Here is a 14729-nt window from a genome sequence, read left to right on the forward strand (position 1 = left end):
GCCGAAGTCGCGGCGTGCGGACGGCGTTTCGCCGAGCGTCTCGTGGGAGGTCATTCACGCTGCTCCGGCGTTGTCCCGCTGCAGTGCCGCGCGCAGCCAGTCGTCCGCGGAGCCCGGGGTCGGCTGCGGGCGGCTGCCGGGCGGGGTCAGGACGACGGCGGCGAGTTCCCAGTACCGGTCCAGCCGTGCCTCGGCCGACAGACGGGTCGCCAGCGAGCGGCGGAACTCGGCGGTGTCACGGCTGCGGTAGGCGCTCGCGTACGCCGCGACGTAGGCGTCCAGGGCCTCGCCCGGCTTCGGGTCCTGTGCCCGGCGCAGGTGTGGGGCTGCGAGTTGGAAGGCTTCGACGAGGCCCGCGTACAGCAGGACGGCACCGTCGGCCCCTACTACGCGGTGTATCTCCGGCTGGGGCTGCCGACCGCCCGGGCAGGGGGCCGTCGTCATCGCATGCAGCCGGGCGAAGGCGAGCACCTGGGACGGGTGCGGTTCGTCGGGCGGCTGGGGGACGGCCGCCTCCAGGAATGCCGCGGTTGCCGGGCGCGGCATCCGTGCCGGCAGCCAGGCGCGCCAGAACCTGGCCAGTGGTGCGGTGCTCGGCGGGGTCTTCAGTGAGCTGAGCAGCCTCAGCCGGCCGGCGCGCTGAGCCGGCGGGCAGTCCCGCACCAGCTGGAGTGCCGCTTCCCTCCAGCGCAGTGCTTTCAGCTCACTGCCGAGCTCACGCAGCCGGCTGTCGAGGGCGCCCTCCAGTGCCCGGCCGGCTGCCTCGTCGTCCTCGAGGATGCGGCGCACCTCGGGCAGGGGCAGGTCGAGGGTGCGCAGGGAGCGGATCAGTTGGAGTCGTTCCAGTGCCTGGTGGCCGTAGCGGCGGTGTCCGCCACCGGTGCGGCCTGCTTCGGGCAGCAGGCCCTGGTCGGAATAGAAGCGGACGGTCTTCACGGTGGCACCGGCCCGCTCGGCGAGCTCCCCGATGCTCCACAACGACTCGTTTGGCGTGGACAGTTGAACCTCCCTCAGAGGGAGTTCCTACGGTACCGGGACGCGGGCCGGCAGACGCAGTCGCCCGCGGACGACGGCGTACGCGACCGGCGCGGCGTCACGGACGGGTCCGGGAGGGCTTTGTGCAGGTGTTCATCATGGTGGCGGGCGTGTTCACCGGGGCTCATGTCTGGCAGGAGACGGCCGCGCGACTGGTCGCGGCGGGCAGCGCGGCGCACGCGGTCCCGCTGACGGGCCTCGACCCGGCCCGGCCCGCCGCGCCGGAGCACGTCGGTCTGGAGACGCACATCGAGGACGTGATCGCGGCGATCGACGCGGTGGACGTGACGTCGGAGCAGGAGATCGTGCTCGTGGGTCACGACTACGGGATCCATCCGGTGCTCGGCGCCGCCGATCGGCGGGCGGAGCGCATCGCACGCGTGGTCTACCTGGACAGCGGGATGCCGCAGAACGGTGTTCCTGCGCTGGCCGCCGTGCCGGACCAGGCGCTGCGCGCGCAGCTGGCCGAACGCGCCGAGGCGGGCGAGAGGGACGGCGTGCTTTCGCCACCGGCTCGTGACGAGTGGGGGCGCTGGGGCAGTACCGCCGGTGTCGACGAGGCGGCCCTGGAGCGGCTGACCGCCCTTGCGGCGCCGCAACCGCTGGGCACCCTGCTGCAGCCGCTGCGGTTGACCGGAGCTGTCACCGCGGTTCCCGTCACCGGCGTGCTGTGCGCCGGGAACGGCGCCGGTATCGGTCTGGTGCAGAGGCTCGTCGACTTCGGCGACCCCGCGCTGGCCGCCCTGACCCAACCTCAGGTCACCTTCTTCGAACTTCCCACCGGGCACTGGCCGATGCTGTCGTGTCCCGCCGCACTGGCAGACGTCCTGCTGCGGGCCGCGGCCGGTGAGGGGCACCGCCTGCGGGCGGTCGGCGACGATGCGCCGCCGCCCGCCCATCTGCGCCCTTTCCCGCTGGACGTCCCCGAGCTGCCTCGCGACCGCCGGGGCCGAGTCGATCTGTACGTCCCCGACGGCGACGGCCCGCGACCGGCGGTGGTGTTCGTGCACGGTGGGCCGGTGCCCGCCGGAGCGCGGCCACGTCCGCGTGAATGGCCGACCCTGGTGGGCTACGCCCGCTTGGCCGCCGCCGAAGGCATGATCGGCGCGACCGTCGACCACGGTCTTCACGACATCGCGGACTACGAGCGCGCCGCCGCGGACATCGCCGCCGCGGTGGAAGTGGTGCGGGGCGACGCCCGCGTGGACGCCGACCGGATCGCCCTGTGGTTCTTCTCCGGCGCCGGCCTGCTCACCACGGACTGGCTGACACGGCCCCCTGCCTGGCTGCGCTGCCTGGCCGCCTCCTACCCGGTCCTGGCTCCCTTTCCCGCCTGGGGAATGGCAGGCAGCCGCTTCCACCCTGTCAGGGCGGTCGAAGAGGCGGGGCCCCTGCCCGTCGTCCTCCTCCGTGCCGGGCTGGAGGCACCCGAGATCGCCGCGACCGTCGAGGCGTTCGTGGCCACTGCCGACAAGTGCGCAGCGCGACTCGAAGTGGTCGATGTCCCCAACGGCCATCACGGGTTCGAAACCGTCGACGCACCTGAGGAGACGGTCCCGGCCCTGCGCCATGCGATGCGCTCGGTGGTCGCCCACCTGACGGGGTGAGTCCCCGGCCTCAGCGATGCGCCGGCTCGCCGGCTGTACATGGGGCGGTCTCCGTTCCGGGCATGGTGCCACCCCGGGTGCGGTGAACCGTGGAGGGCCGGCTGCCATGGCGGGCGCCGGCACCGGACTTGGCCGCATCTGCGGTCTCCCCCCGGCACCATGGTGGCGCTAGCTCCACCCCCGTCAGGGGGTGGACGTCATTATGCCGGCGGAGAATGCTCTGGATACTGAGCTCATGACCACATCGATGGCTGTGCAGACAAACCCGCCGACGCGAGGAGAACAGCAGCAGAACAGGGGAAGCGACTTCTCCGAATTGTCTCGGCGGATATCCGAGGCCGGGCTTCTCCGGCGCCGTCCCCTGTATTACACCGTCCGTTTCGGTCTGGTCGCCCTGTCTCTCGTGGGGTGCGTCGCCGCGTTTGTCGCACTGGGGGACAGCTGGGGCCAGGTGTTCGTCGCCGTCGCCCTGGCCGTGGTCTTCGGTCAGCTCGGACTGGCGGCCCACGACCTCGCGCACCGACAGGTGTTCTCCCGTCGGCAACCCAGCGAGGTGGGAGGGCTGCTGGTTGCCGACCTGCTGTTGGGCATGAGCTACGGGTGGTGGATGAACAAGCACACCCGGCACCACGCCAACCCCAACCACGAGGGGAAGGACCCGGACGTCTCACCGGACATTCTCGTCTGGTCGCACCGGCAGGCGCGCGCGGCCCGGGGTTTGCCGCGTTTCGTCGGAAAGCATCAGGCCGCGCTCTTCTTCCCGCTGTTGACCCTTGAAGGGCTGAATCTGAGCTTCAGTAGTTTTCGAGCTCTGAAGAGTCCGTCGATGAAGAGGCCCGCACTCGAAGGCACGCTCCTGGTGGCGCATTTCGTGGTGTACTTCGGCGGCCTGTTCACCGTCCTCTCCCCCGCCAAAGCACTCCTTTTCCTCGCCGTCCACCAAGGCCTGTTCGGGATCTACCTCGGTTCGGTGTTCGCGCCCAACCACAAGGGGATGCCGATGATCGAGGAAGGCAGCAGGCTGGACTTCCTGCGCCGCCAGGTCCTCACCTCGCGCAACGTCCGGGGCGGCGCACTGGTGGACGCCTTCATGGGCGGGCTCAACTACCAGATCGAGCACCACCTCTTCCCCAGCATGCCGACACCCGCACTCGCCAGGGCCCAGGCCATCACCGAGCGGTACTGCGCCGAGTTGGGCATCCCGTACCACCAGACGGGACTGATCGCCTCGCACCGGGAGGCGCTGCGCCATCTCAGGAGTGTCGGCGAGCCGCTGCGCGCCCCGGCGGACGGCTGATTCCGATGGATCGCGCAGCTGTGCCTTTCCGCATGCGCGCCCGGAACGGCGCACGCCGCTGGAACGGCCGACGACCACCTCGTGTTCAGCACCGAGCCGGTCCAGGACCGCTGCGCCCCGACGTGCGTGGTCCGGGACGGCGTAGCTGCGGTCGGCCGGTTCGGCCGACCGGCCGTGGCCGAGCAGATCGATCCGGATGACGCGGTGAGAACCGGTGAGCAGCGGAACCATCGGGTTCCACGAGTGGCTGGAGGAAGCGGATCCGTGGATGAGCAGGAGTGCAGGGGCGTCGCGGAGGCCGTCCTGGCACACGTGGATGTCACCGTCGTTCAGGGACACAGTCGAACACTCGGTGGTCCGGGCAACCCAAACCCGCCGTGAAACTGGTCCGCTTCGACCCTGCCGCCCACCACCTGGTCGCGGGTGAAGGGGCGGCCCGCGTCGCGGCCGACACCGGTTACGCCGACCAGTCCCACCTCCATCGGGACGTCAAGGCGTACACCGGGGCGTCTCCCGCCACGCTGGTGGACGCCCCGTTCCTCGCCGTCGACGACATCGCGTGGCCCGGGCGTCCACCACAGCGCTGACGGTCCTCCGTCCAGCCAGATCCTCAGGGGGACGGATGCCCCGCGTCCATGTGTCCCTGTTCGCGGCTGTGGCTGTGCTGCGGACCGGCCCGGGCGCCGGAGCGGCCGTGACGTGGAACAGTGGAGAGGGAGGAGACACCGCGCCCTGGAGGGTGCGGGCCGGACGAAGGAGGCCCGGATGCGTCCCCCTGTTCTGGCGGGCATCGACGGATCCGAGGGCGCGGCGGCAGCGGCCGAGTGGGCGGCGCGGGAGGCCGCTCTGCGCGGTGTTCCGCTACGGCTGCTGCAGGTGGCTCCGCGGCTCTCCGGACCCACTGTTCCGGACCCGGCGCTGAAACGCCTGCACCTGATGGGCGCCCGGGTGGTTCAGCGGACGATCGAGGACCTCGCCGCCCGCTACCCGGCCCTCGAAGTGACGGGCGAGCAGGCGGACGAGCCGCCCGCCGTCGCTCTCCTCGGCGCGGCACGCGATGCCGGACTCCTCGTCGTGGGCACGCGCGGAACAGGCGGTTTCCAGGATCTGGTGGTCGGCTCGGTCGCCCTGCGGACGGCGGCAGCGGCCCCCTGCCCCGTCGTGCTGGTCCCCCGCCCTGCCGGCGCCTTCACCGACGGAGCGGCTGCGCCTCGCGGTACCGGAAGCGTCGTGCTGGGCTTCGACGCTCACCGGCCGGCCGGTGAGGCGGCCGACTTCGCCTTCAGGGCCGCCGACGCCCGCACGGCCCGCCTGCGCGTGGTGCAGGCCTGGGCCCTCCCCGCGGAATCGGTCTCCCCGCGCACCTTCGTGGTGACCGAGGAGGACCGCGCCACCTGGGAAGACCAGGAGGTCCTTGGGCTCTCCGACGCACTGCGTCCATGGCAGGAGAAGTACCCGCGGGTGACCGTGTCCACCGATCTCATGCTGCTGCACGCCGCGGAAGCGCTCCTGAACGCCTCCCGGCGATCGGACCTGCTCGTTGTGGGGCGCCGGACCGACCCGAGGGCGGCCGAGGGCCGGCTGGGCCCGGTCGCACACGCCGTGCTGCACCATGCCCGCTGTCCGGTCGCGGTCGTACCGCACGGAGACTGACGGCTCAGCCGAAGAACACCTCGAACTCGTCGTACAGCGACGGCTCCACCACCTTGTTCTCCGCCGTGGCGTCCGCCAGGGGCACACGGACGATGCGTGTGCTCTCGAGAGCGACCATGCAGCCGAAGTCCCCGTCCTTGACGGCCTCGATCGCGTGCAGCCCGAAGCGGGTGGCCAGCCATCGGTCGAAGGCACTCGGGGTGCCACCGCGCTGGATGTGCCCCAGCACGGTGGTACGGGCGTCCTTCTCGGTGCGTGCCGAGATCTCCTGGGCCAGCCATTCACCGATGCCGGAGAGGCGTACATGACCGAACTCGTCCAGCGACTGGTCCTTGAGGATCATCTGCCCTTCCTTCGGGACGGCGCCTTCGGCCACGACGACGATCGGCGCGTAGTTGATCTGGAACCGGCTCTTCACCTGCTCACAGACCTGTTCGATGTCGAAGGGCCGCTCCGGGATGAGGATCACGTTGGCGCCGCCTGCGATGCCGGCGTGCAGGGCGATCCAACCGGAGTGCCGTCCCATCACTTCCACGACAAGGGCTCGCATGTGCGACTCGGCGGTGGTGTGGAGGCGGTCGATGGCCTCGGTCGCGATGCCGACGGCGGTGTCGAAGCCGAAGGTGTAGTCGGTGCCCGTGACGTCGTTGTCGATGGTCTTCGGCACGCCGACCAGATCGATCCCCTGTCGGCTGAGCTCCATGGCCGCCCCCAGCGTGTCCTCTCCGCCGATGACGACGAGTGCGTCCACTTCGTGCGCGGCGAGAGTCTCCCGCACACGCTGCATCCCGTTCTCGTGCTTGAACGGGTTCGTTCGGGACGAGCCGAGGATGGTCCCGCCGCGGGGAAGGATCCCCCGGACGCTGGAGATGTCCAGGGGGACCACATTGTTCTTGAGCAGACCGAGCCAGCCGTCGCGCACCCCGACGAAGTCGAACGAGTAGTCCTGGACGCCCTTGCGCACGACACTGCGGATCACCGCATTGAGGCCGGGGCAGTCACCGCCACCGGTCAGCACTCCGACCTTCATGGGTCTTCTTCCCTCCGCCGCGCACCCCTGTGTGCCGGCAGCCCTCGTGCCGACCGAGACGCGCAGCCGGGCACAGGAACCGCCGCTTCGCTTACAGCGTCCCTCTGTTCCGTCCACGATGGCCACTCGAAGGCCGACCGTCCGGAAGGCGAGGCTGCACTTGCCCTTCCCGGCCTCGTGAACCGGGACGTCCCGATGTCGCGAAGTCGCGGTGCGGTGAGGGGCGTGCTGTCCTGATGTAGTACGCAGGGAGTGCACCGATGCGGCATCTCCGGACTTCCGTCCTCGTCTCCGCGCGGTCGCCCGCACCCACCGGGTCGGGCGGTGGGTTGCTGCCGGTGCGGGAGCTCGCGGTCGCCTGGTCGCTGGTCGTCCTGGTCACGGTGCCCGCCTGGGTGCTGACAGTGGGGCAGGCCCGGGGCATGGGCGTCGAGCCGGGCACGATGGGGCTGGCGCTGCCACTGTTCCTTCTGCTCTGGGTGGCGATGATGGCGGCCATGATGCTGCCGTCCATCGCGCCGGTGGCCCTCACCTGGGTCCGGGGGCTCGGGCGCCGGTCGTCCGGGTGGAGCCGGGCGGGGCATACCGTTGAGTTCATGGGCGGGTATCTGCTGGTGTGGACGGCCTTCGGGCTGCTCGCCTACGTCGCTCTGGACTTCACCGGTGACGTGGTGGCCGATCATCCGACGGCGGGACGCTGGATCGGAGCGGTGGCCTTTGTGCTGGCGGGCCTGTACCAGCTGGGTCCTCTCAAGAACGTCTGTCTGCGGCACTGCCGCGACCCCATGAGCCAGCTGGTGCGCTACGCCGGGTTCCGGCAGCCGGCCCGCGATCTGCGGGTGGGCCTCCACCACGGCGGCTACTGCGTCGGTTGCTGCGCGGGGCTGATGGTCGTCCTCGTACCGCTCGGCGTGATGAACGTGGCGGCGATGGCCGGGCTGGCGGTGGTGATCTTCGTGGAGAAGCTGTGGTCGCGGGGGCCCTTGCTCGCAGGAGTGGTGGGTGTGGTCTTCCTGGTTCTCGCCGTGCTTGCGCCGTTCCAGGACTGGCTGCTGCCCGGGCTGCAGGAATCCATCCCGTCGATGAGCGACATGTGAGCACCTGCGGCAAGCTGGAGGAGAGGCCGTCTCGCGATCCGCGTGCGGGCTCGGGACGTGCGCTCTCGCCACTCCGATGGAGCTCCCTCGGGCTCGACGGGAGGGATGCGAGATGACGGAACAGGTCAGCGACGGGACCGGCTGGCATCTGGTGGGCGACTGGTTCGACGTGTGCAAGTGCGCCATACCGTGCCCGTGCACGTTCGCGCAGCCTCCGACCTACGGTGACTGCGAAGGGGTGCTGGTCTGGCACATTCGTGAGGGCACCTACGGCGACGTACGCCTGGACGATCTCAACGTCCTGATGCTGGGCGTCTTCGTGGGCAACGTCTGGGCCGGCGAGCACAGCGAGGCGTACGCCGCGGTCTTCCTCGACGAACGCGCCGACGACCGGCAGCGCGCCGCACTCGGGGCCGTCTTCGGCGGCGAGGCAGGAGGCTGGCCGGCACGGTTCGGGGAGATGCTCCGGCCCGAGATGCGCGGCATGGACTTCGCACCGATCCATGTGGAGATCGACGAGGACCTCGCCACGTGGAGAGCCGAGATCCCGGGCCGGGTCACGGCCACCGCCGAGGCACTCGCCGGCCCGACGACACCGGAGGGCGCCCGCGTCCAGGTCCACAACGCCCCGGGAGCCGAGGTGGGGCCTGGCCAGGTCGCCACCTGGGGACGGGCCACCGCGGACCGCGCCGACGCATTCGGCTTCTCCTGGGAACGCTCTGGCAAGTCGAGCAAGTACTTCCCGTTCGACTGGACGGGGCCCGACTGAGCGCGAATGCGGCGGGAAGCCCGGTTCACGGTTCACCCCACCAGCTTCCCGACGAGGCGTGATCATCCGGTCTGAGCACTGGTCCCACGCACGACCAGGAGTTCATCGAGTCCCAGGAGGCAGTGGGCGCGACCGTCATGGGACAGTTCCGGGAACTGGACGACCCGGACCGCTTCGTCTGGCTTCGCGGCTTCGACGACATGGCGCGCCGAGCCGAAGCGCTGGAGAGCTTCTACGGCGGACCGGTCTGGCGGGCACACCGCGACGAGGCGAACGCGACGATGATCGACTCCGACGACGTGCTGCTGCTGCGGCCGGCTTCGGCGCGCGGCGGTTTCCCCGTGCCGGAAGGTGCCCGGCCGGCTTCCGGTGAGCCGGCGTCATCGCCACCCTCGCTCGTCCTCGCGACGATCTGGTACGGCCACGGCCCGTTCGACGCACCCTTCGTCGAGTTCTTCGAGCAGCGCGTATTCCCCGTGCTGGCCGAGACCGGCGGCGCGCCACTGGCGTACCTGCGGTCGGAACACGCCCCGAACACCTTCCCGGCGCTGCCCGTGCGGACCGGCGAGGAGGCCTTCGTATGGTTTGCGCGTTTCACCGACGAAGGCCACATCGACGACTACCGGAATCGCTTGCAGCACGCGGAACCTTGGCGCGAGGAGGTGCTGCCGGCTCTTTCGAAACGGTGGGCAAGGGCCCCGCAACAGCTGCGGCTGGCACCCACCGAGCGGTCGATGCTGCGGTGAGTGCTAGGGCACCAGGCGCGGTGTTGATCAGGCCGCCGACCCTGAGGACGGTCACTTCGAGCACGGGGCGGTGTGTGCCCCGTACAGTTGAGTGGCGGGAGCATCTCCCCCAGGTGAGTGACGGGAGCCTCTCCCTCCGCGCGCCCATCCTTTCGGGAGCACTCATGCACCACCCGTCGGGCAGCCCGGACGACGACCCCGACGCGCTGTTCGGGCTCGACGCCCTCTCCCCCGGCCCCGCCGTCCCCGACCGGCCCTCCGCGTTCCAGGCGTCGGCCGCGGTCCGCCGGCTGCTGCCCGTGCGGGAGATCTACGCCGAGCCCGCGGCTGCCGCGTCCCCGCGCGGGAGGCAGATCAGCGCCCGGTTCCCCGACGCCCGGATGACCATGGTCGACTCGCACTGGCGCATCCCCGGGCTGCACGGCAACCGGGGCAACATCGAGCGCTGGGTGCGCATCAAGGGCGAGACCCTGGTCCTGGGTGAGAAGAAGAGCCTCACCACTCGCCCCAACGGCCGGTCCGCGGACTGGATCGCTCCCGGTACCTCCAACGGTTGCGCCATGGCCTGCGCCTACTGCTACGTGCCGCGGCGCAAGGGATACGCCAACCCCATCACCGTCTTCACCAACATCGACAGGATCATCGCCCACCTCGCCCGGCACGTGGCACGGCAAGGGCCCAAGCCCGAGCCGAACCAGTGCGACCCCGAGGCCTGGGTGTACGACATCGGGGAGAACGGCGACTGCTCCGTGGATGCGCTGATCTGCGGCAACACGGCGGACCTGGTGCAAGCCTTCCGGCAGTGGCCCACGGCGAAGGCGTCCTTCGCCACCAAGTTCGTCAACCCCGACCTGCTGTCCCTCGACCCGCGTGGCCGCACGCGCATCCGGTTCTCACTGATGCCGCCGGACGACGCCCGGCTGCTCGATGTGCGCACCTCACCCGTCGCCGAGCGGATCGGCGCCGCCGCGGACTTCCTGGACGCGGGGTACGAGGTGCACTTCAACCTCTCCCCCGTGGTCGTCCGCCCCGGGTGGCAGGACGCCTGGGCCGAGCTGCTCACCCACCTCGACGACGTCCTGCCCCGGCGGGTGAAACAGCAGGCCGCCGCGGAGGTGATCATGCTGACCCACAACCAGGAGCTGCACGAGGTCAACCTCGGCTGGCACCCCCGCGCCGAGGAGTCCCTGTGGCGGCCGGAACTCCAGCAGGCCAAGCGCTCCGAGAACGGCGCACTGAACGTGCGCTACCGCAACAGCGTCAAGAGCGAGGCCGTACGCACACTGCGTACCCTGATCGACCACCACGCGCCGTGGCTGCGGGTGCGGTACGCCTTCTGAGCGGCGAGCCGGGCCCGCCTCGGCCGGCTGTCACCGGCCTTTCCCCTCGTTCGACTGTCCGAGCTCGGCCACGAGAGCCGCAGCATGGTCCGGCCTCAAGGACACCGACGCAGTGGAGGTCCTGGTCGTTCGGTCGATGTCCGGGCGCCTCGGGGGGCCGGGGCCTGTGCGGACGGCCCCGGCCCCGCGCGGTCGGGCTCACACGCGGTCGGCCGCGATCAGGACGTACTGGAAGGAGCCGTCCCGGTAGGACTCGATGAACGCCTCCTCGATCCCGGTGACCAGCGAGGACGTGGCCCGCAGCTCCCAGTAGGGCAGCGTGTCCGGGGTGAGGTCGACGATGGTCTGCGGCACGAGCCGGTTGTCGGCCATGGCGCGCAGATACTCACGGCGGGAGTGGATGTTGCACTCGAAGTGGGCGTTGATCTGGGAGACCCACTTCGACGGCTGGCCGTAGCGGGGGTTCCAGCAGCCGGTGATCGTCACGTACCGGCCGCCCACCTTGAGGAAGCGGGAGTGCTCGGCGAAGAGGTCGTGCAGGTCGACGTACATCGTCGACTCGTTGTTCCAGGAGGCGGTGACGCTGCCCTTGTCGAAGGGCGTGTCGAGCATGTTGCACACGCGGGAGCGGACGTGGTCCTCGATCCGCAGTTCGCGCGCGCGCCGGTTGCCGAAGTCGGCCTGGGTGGCGGACAGGGTGACGCCCTCCACCTTGCAGCCGAAGCGGCGGTGGGCCATGACCATGGACCCGCCGCGCCCGCAGCCGGCGTCGACGAGGGTGTCCTCGGGCCCGACCGTGCCGAGGTGGTCCATGAGGAACTCTGCCTGTGCCGACTCCAGCCGGTGCAGCTCCGCGATGAGCTTCTTCTCGTACTCGCTGTGGGCCGGGTCGCCGAGCGCGGCGTGGTCCACGGCGCCGATGCCGTAGTGGTGGTGGTAGAGCCCGTCCACGTCACCGAGACGGAGGTTGACCGGCCGCGCCTCGTTGTTCCAGTAGCGGGCGATGTCCCCTTGGTACGGCGTCGCCGGGGCCGGGATCTTCGCGGAGAGGGTGGGGGTCGTTTCAGTGGTCACAGAGGTGTCCGTTCCTTACCAGAAGTCGGGCAGGGTGTAGCGGTAGGTGTTGGTGCGGTGCCAGTCGTGGTTGCCGTCGACCCACGCGGCCACGCCCTTGAGGAAACGCAGCACGGGGGGCAGGGGGCAGGCCTCCGCGAGGTCGGCCGCGGCGGCCTCGAAGGCGTGCTGGAGTTCGTTGTGAACCTCGACGGCCTTCAGGTAGGCGTCGCGTTCGGAGAGCTGCTCGCGTTCGGCGATCACCACGGGCAGGTTCAGGTGTCGCCCAGGGCTGTTGAGTTCCTTCGTGTACGAGTAGAGGTCGTTGACGATGGTGGTCGCGTTGCCGGCGAGGGCGATGACCCGCTGCAGGTCCGGCCGGGCATGCAGGTCCGCGGGCAGTTCGTAGCCACCGACGGTGTCGGTGATCGTGGGGCAGGGGCGGAAGTTGTTGAACTGGCGCATCGCCAGGTACTCCCACACCTCCGGGACGTGCTCGGTCTGTGCCCAGGCGGCCTCGGCGAGGTAACCCATGTGCAGCCGGGCCATGTCGTGCCGGAAGCGGTCGGCCTGGGAGTCCGTGGCCGCGCGGACGAAGTAGTCCATCGCGCTGCGGTAGGCCCGGCGCGGGGCGTCCGAGGTGAGCGACTCGTGCCACGCCGGCGTGTACTCCGCGGTGGTGTGGAAGTGGTCGAGCGCAGTGTGCGCGAGCAGGAGGCGCCCGCCGAGTCCGACGGGTGACCCGCCGTGGTCCTCGCAGTAGCAGTCGTCCACCGCGTTCTCCGCGACCATCAGCCGCGTGGCGAGCATCAGGTGGTCGACCGTCGGTGCGTCGGGGTGGCAGGCGACCATGTACCTGCCGACCGAGAAGCCGTCGAACTGCCCCTCCCACTCCTCGGGGTAGAGCTGGACCTCGTCCTCGGCCCAGGCCTTGATCCGGCGGCTCACCTCCTCGACGCGTGCGGGGTCCGGCTCCGGGACGGGGTGGTAGTAGAGGCCTGGCACGGCTTGCCCCGCGGCGGGCTCGGCGGCGGCCGGGGGCACCGGATCCGGGCGCGTGCGGGTGTACCTGCTCGCCGAGGAGAGCGAGCTCGTGCCCGGTCCGGTCGGGCCGTGCAGGACTTGCCGGAGTGCGGATCCGACCGCGGCCGCGTCGGGCGTGTCCGGTACGGCGGAGGGGGCCGTCGAGGTCGGTGGCGCCGGCGGGCCGGGGATCGTCACCGGCGGATGCAGCGCGGCCAGGAAGTGCCGGGCGCTCGGCGTGATCCGACGGTCGGGCTCCGTCGCGGTGGGAGCGTTGGGCAGGGCGGTGGGCGATGTCGGATGGTGCTCAGGTGGGGGTGTTCCGAGGGGCCCGGAGTCGGGCATGGGCGGCTCCTTGCTGCGGTGGGGTGGGCGCTCCATGGCAGGCGGGGGCGACAGGCGTGCCCCTGCCGCGGACGCGGACGCGGACGCGGACTTGGACTCAGCGTGGCCTGGGCGCGATCTGCACGTTCTCCATCACACCGAGGGCGTCGGGCAGGAGCACCGCGGCGGAGTAGTAGGTGCTGACGAGGTAGGAGATGATCGCCTGTTCGTTGATGCCCATGAACCGTACGGACAGGCCCGGTTCGTACTCGTCCGGCAGTCCGGTCTGCCACAGGCCGATGACGCCCTGGTTCTTCTCGCCCGTGCGCATCGCGATGATGGAGCTGGTCTGCTCCTTGCTGATCGGGATCTTGTTGCACGGCAGGATGGGGACACCACGCCAGGCGGGGACGGATTGCCCGCCGAGGTCGACGTGGTCGGGGTAGAGACCGCAGGCGTTGAAGCCGCGTCCGATGGCGGCGATGGTCCTGGGGTGGGCGAGGAACATCTTGGTGCCACGCCGGCGGCAGAGCAGATCGTCCATGTCGTCCGGGGTCGGCGGGCCGGAGCGGGGCTGGATGCGCTGCTTGAAGTCGGCGTTGTGCAGAAGCCCGAAGTCGCGGTTGTTGATCAGCTCGTGTTCCTGGCGTTCGCGCAACGCCTCGACGGTGAGCCGGAGTTGCTCCTCGCTCTGGTTCATCGGGCCGTTGTAGAGGTCGGCGACCCGGGTGTGGATCCTCAGGACGGTCTGTGCGACGGAGAGCTCGTACTCGCGCGGCTGCAGTTCGTAGTCGACGAAGGTGCCGGGCAGTTCGGCTTCGCCGACGTGGCCGGCCGACAGGGCGATCTCGGCCTCGCCGTGCTTGTTCTGCCGCAGTCGCTTGCGGGAGCTGAACTCGTCGATGTGGGCCTGGAGGCTCGGGGCGGAGGCGAGAACGGCGCTGAAGTCGGAGCGGGTGAGGGTGAGGAGGGTGCCGGAGGTCTCGGCGGTGGCCGTGCAGTCGTGACGGGCGTCGGAGTCCAGCAGGGCGCTCTCACCGAAGTGGTCGCCGTCGGCGAGCACCCCGTCGGCGATCTCTCCGCCGTACATGCCCTCGGAGGTCCGGCTGACCCTGCCGTGGGCGATGAGGTGGAGCCGGTCTGCGGGGCTGCCGCGTTCGGCGAGGACTTCCCCCGCCTCGAAGTCGCGCTGCGTGCAGCGGTCGGCGAGGGCCCTGAGGACGCCTGTGTCCTCGAAGCCGCGCAGCAGGGCCAGTTCCCCGAGCTCCCTGGGGATCACCCGGACCGTGGCGCCTTCCTGGACGAACTCGATGTGCCCGTCACCGAGGGTGTGGCGCAGCCGCCGGTTGACCCGGTAGGCGCCGCCGCCGGCCTCGACCCAGGGCAGCATCCGCAGCAGCCAGCGGGAGGTGATCTCCTGCATCTGCGGGGCGGACTTGGTGGTGGTGGCGAGGTTGCGGGCGGCGGCCGTACTCAGGGACTGCTGCGGCGGGTCGGACGTGGTCCGGGCTTCCGGGATGCTGTCGACGGTCATCGAGGGGAGGTGCTCCTTGCACGACGGGTCGTCCGGTGCACACGGGTGCGCCGACCGGGAGACGGGGAGGGGTGGGCAACGAGCGGGAAGGATCACGGGAATCCGTCCACCTGCAGAAAGCTAGCCGCTGAGGGGCTCACAGCCACCGGCGAGAGGAGATGCTTACCTCGAAGCAGTGACAATCACTTGAATGCGGTTTATCGGTCCGCCACGTGATATCA

12 protein-coding genes and 2 pseudogenes are annotated in these 14729 nt (G+C 70.4%); 8 read left to right on the plus strand and 6 right to left on the minus strand.

Annotation, left to right across the window (positions count from 1 at the left end):
- Window positions 1-54: 54 nt before the first annotated feature.
- Window positions 55-999, minus strand: a complete 945-nt coding sequence (locus AB0B29_RS34920; protein WP_362246376.1) for a MerR family transcriptional regulator — start codon at window positions 997-999, stop codon at window positions 55-57.
- 119 nt (window positions 1000-1118) lie between these two features.
- On the opposite strand from AB0B29_RS34920, the gene AB0B29_RS34925 reads away from it, so the two are divergent.
- A complete protein-coding gene (locus AB0B29_RS34925) occupies window positions 1119-2642 on the plus strand; it encodes an alpha/beta hydrolase (protein WP_362246275.1) in 1524 nt (507 codons plus the stop codon).
- Window positions 2643-2877: 235 nt separating this feature from the next.
- A complete protein-coding gene (locus tag AB0B29_RS34930) occupies window positions 2878-3939 on the plus strand; it encodes a fatty acid desaturase family protein (RefSeq protein WP_436845959.1) in 1062 nt (353 codons plus the stop codon).
- A gap of 54 nt (window positions 3940-3993) precedes the next feature.
- Here AB0B29_RS34930 and AB0B29_RS34935 read toward each other — a convergent pair.
- Window positions 3994-4251: pseudogene (locus AB0B29_RS34935) on the minus strand (alpha/beta fold hydrolase); the annotation flags it as partial.
- A 53-nt stretch (window positions 4252-4304) separates the two neighbouring features.
- Here AB0B29_RS34935 and AB0B29_RS34940 point away from each other — a divergent pair.
- A pseudogene (locus AB0B29_RS34940) lies at window positions 4305-4526 on the plus strand (helix-turn-helix domain-containing protein); the annotation flags it as partial.
- A 178-nt stretch (window positions 4527-4704) separates the two neighbouring features.
- A complete protein-coding gene (locus AB0B29_RS34945) occupies window positions 4705-5592 on the plus strand; it encodes a universal stress protein (RefSeq protein WP_362246277.1) in 888 nt (295 codons plus the stop codon).
- Between the two features lie 4 nt (window positions 5593-5596).
- Here the strand turns inward: AB0B29_RS34945 and AB0B29_RS34950 are convergent, their stop codons facing one another.
- Window positions 5597-6622 carry a 6-phosphofructokinase gene (locus AB0B29_RS34950; protein WP_362246279.1) on the minus strand — a complete coding sequence of 342 codons (1026 nt, stop codon included), beginning with the start codon at window positions 6620-6622 and terminating at the stop codon, window positions 5597-5599.
- A 260-nt stretch (window positions 6623-6882) separates the two neighbouring features.
- Between AB0B29_RS34950 and AB0B29_RS34955 the strand changes: the two genes are divergently transcribed.
- The 4 genes from AB0B29_RS34955 to AB0B29_RS34970 all read left to right on the plus strand — a co-directional run bounded on the left by AB0B29_RS34955 (window position 6883) and on the right by AB0B29_RS34970 (window position 10574).
- Window positions 6883-7719 carry a DUF2182 domain-containing protein gene (locus AB0B29_RS34955; protein ID WP_362246281.1) on the plus strand — a complete coding sequence of 279 codons (837 nt, stop codon included), beginning with the start codon at window positions 6883-6885 and terminating at the stop codon, window positions 7717-7719.
- Window positions 7720-7831: 112 nt separating this feature from the next.
- A complete protein-coding gene (locus AB0B29_RS34960; protein ID WP_362246283.1) occupies window positions 7832-8488 on the plus strand; it encodes a DUF1326 domain-containing protein in 657 nt (218 codons plus the stop codon).
- Window positions 8489-8610: 122 nt separating this feature from the next.
- A complete protein-coding gene (locus AB0B29_RS34965; RefSeq protein ID WP_362246285.1) occupies window positions 8611-9234 on the plus strand; it encodes an NIPSNAP family protein in 624 nt (207 codons plus the stop codon).
- A 164-nt stretch (window positions 9235-9398) separates the two neighbouring features.
- A complete protein-coding gene (locus tag AB0B29_RS34970; protein WP_362246287.1) occupies window positions 9399-10574 on the plus strand; it encodes a spore photoproduct lyase family protein in 1176 nt (391 codons plus the stop codon).
- A 198-nt stretch (window positions 10575-10772) separates the two neighbouring features.
- On the opposite strand, the gene AB0B29_RS34975 is transcribed toward AB0B29_RS34970, so the two are convergent.
- From AB0B29_RS34975 to AB0B29_RS34985, 3 genes are all read right to left on the minus strand, one after another.
- Window positions 10773-11648: a geranyl diphosphate 2-C-methyltransferase gene (locus AB0B29_RS34975; RefSeq protein ID WP_362246289.1), complete on the minus strand. Its 876-nt coding sequence runs from the start codon at window positions 11646-11648 to the stop codon at window positions 10773-10775.
- A 15-nt stretch (window positions 11649-11663) separates the two neighbouring features.
- Window positions 11664-12995 (minus strand): family 2 encapsulin nanocompartment cargo protein terpene cyclase, encoded by a 1332-nt coding sequence (locus AB0B29_RS34980; protein WP_362246291.1) that lies wholly within the window; start codon window positions 12993-12995, stop codon window positions 11664-11666.
- Between the two features lie 97 nt (window positions 12996-13092).
- Complete coding sequence (locus tag AB0B29_RS34985; protein WP_362246293.1) at window positions 13093-14508, minus strand: family 2B encapsulin nanocompartment shell protein; 1416 nt, start codon at window positions 14506-14508, stop codon at window positions 13093-13095.
- Window positions 14509-14729: the final 221 nt, after the last annotated feature.

The sequence above is a fragment of the Streptomyces tibetensis genome (assembly GCF_040647715.1).
GTDB classification, from domain to species: Bacteria; Actinomycetota; Actinomycetes; order Streptomycetales; family Streptomycetaceae; genus Streptomyces; species Streptomyces tibetensis_A.